Origin of the sequence: Xenorhabdus bovienii, from assembly GCF_024721015.1 — a bacterium.
GTDB lineage: Bacteria > Pseudomonadota > Gammaproteobacteria > Enterobacterales > Enterobacteriaceae > Xenorhabdus > Xenorhabdus bovienii.
This window is the reverse complement of record NZ_JANAIF010000505.1, coordinates 1-221: the sequence shown is the minus strand read 5'-3', so window position 1 is coordinate 221 and position 221 is coordinate 1. Positions and strand designations below refer to the sequence as shown.

The window sequence follows — 221 nt, the reverse complement described above, 5'->3', positions numbered from 1 at the left end:
TGACCTTTGATAACGGCCTCGAATTTGCCGAACACGAACTGATCAGTAAAAATTTAGAGACAAAAATTTATTTTGCTTACCCGTATTCCCCCTGGGAAAGAGGGATAAATGAGAACACGAATGGATTAATCAGAGGGTCATGAATCCAAAGCGTTAACCTGGTATTCTTATGCCTTTTTAAGGGGATCTCAAAATGACGGTGACGATAGAAGTTGCTTGCC

At 40.7% G+C, this 221-nt stretch carries 1 pseudogene; it reads left to right on the top strand.

The window, feature by feature from the left end:
* Positions 1-134 (top strand): annotated as a pseudogene (locus NXS07_RS21520) (IS30 family transposase); the annotation flags it as partial.
* Between the last annotated feature and the right edge of the window lie 87 nt (positions 135-221).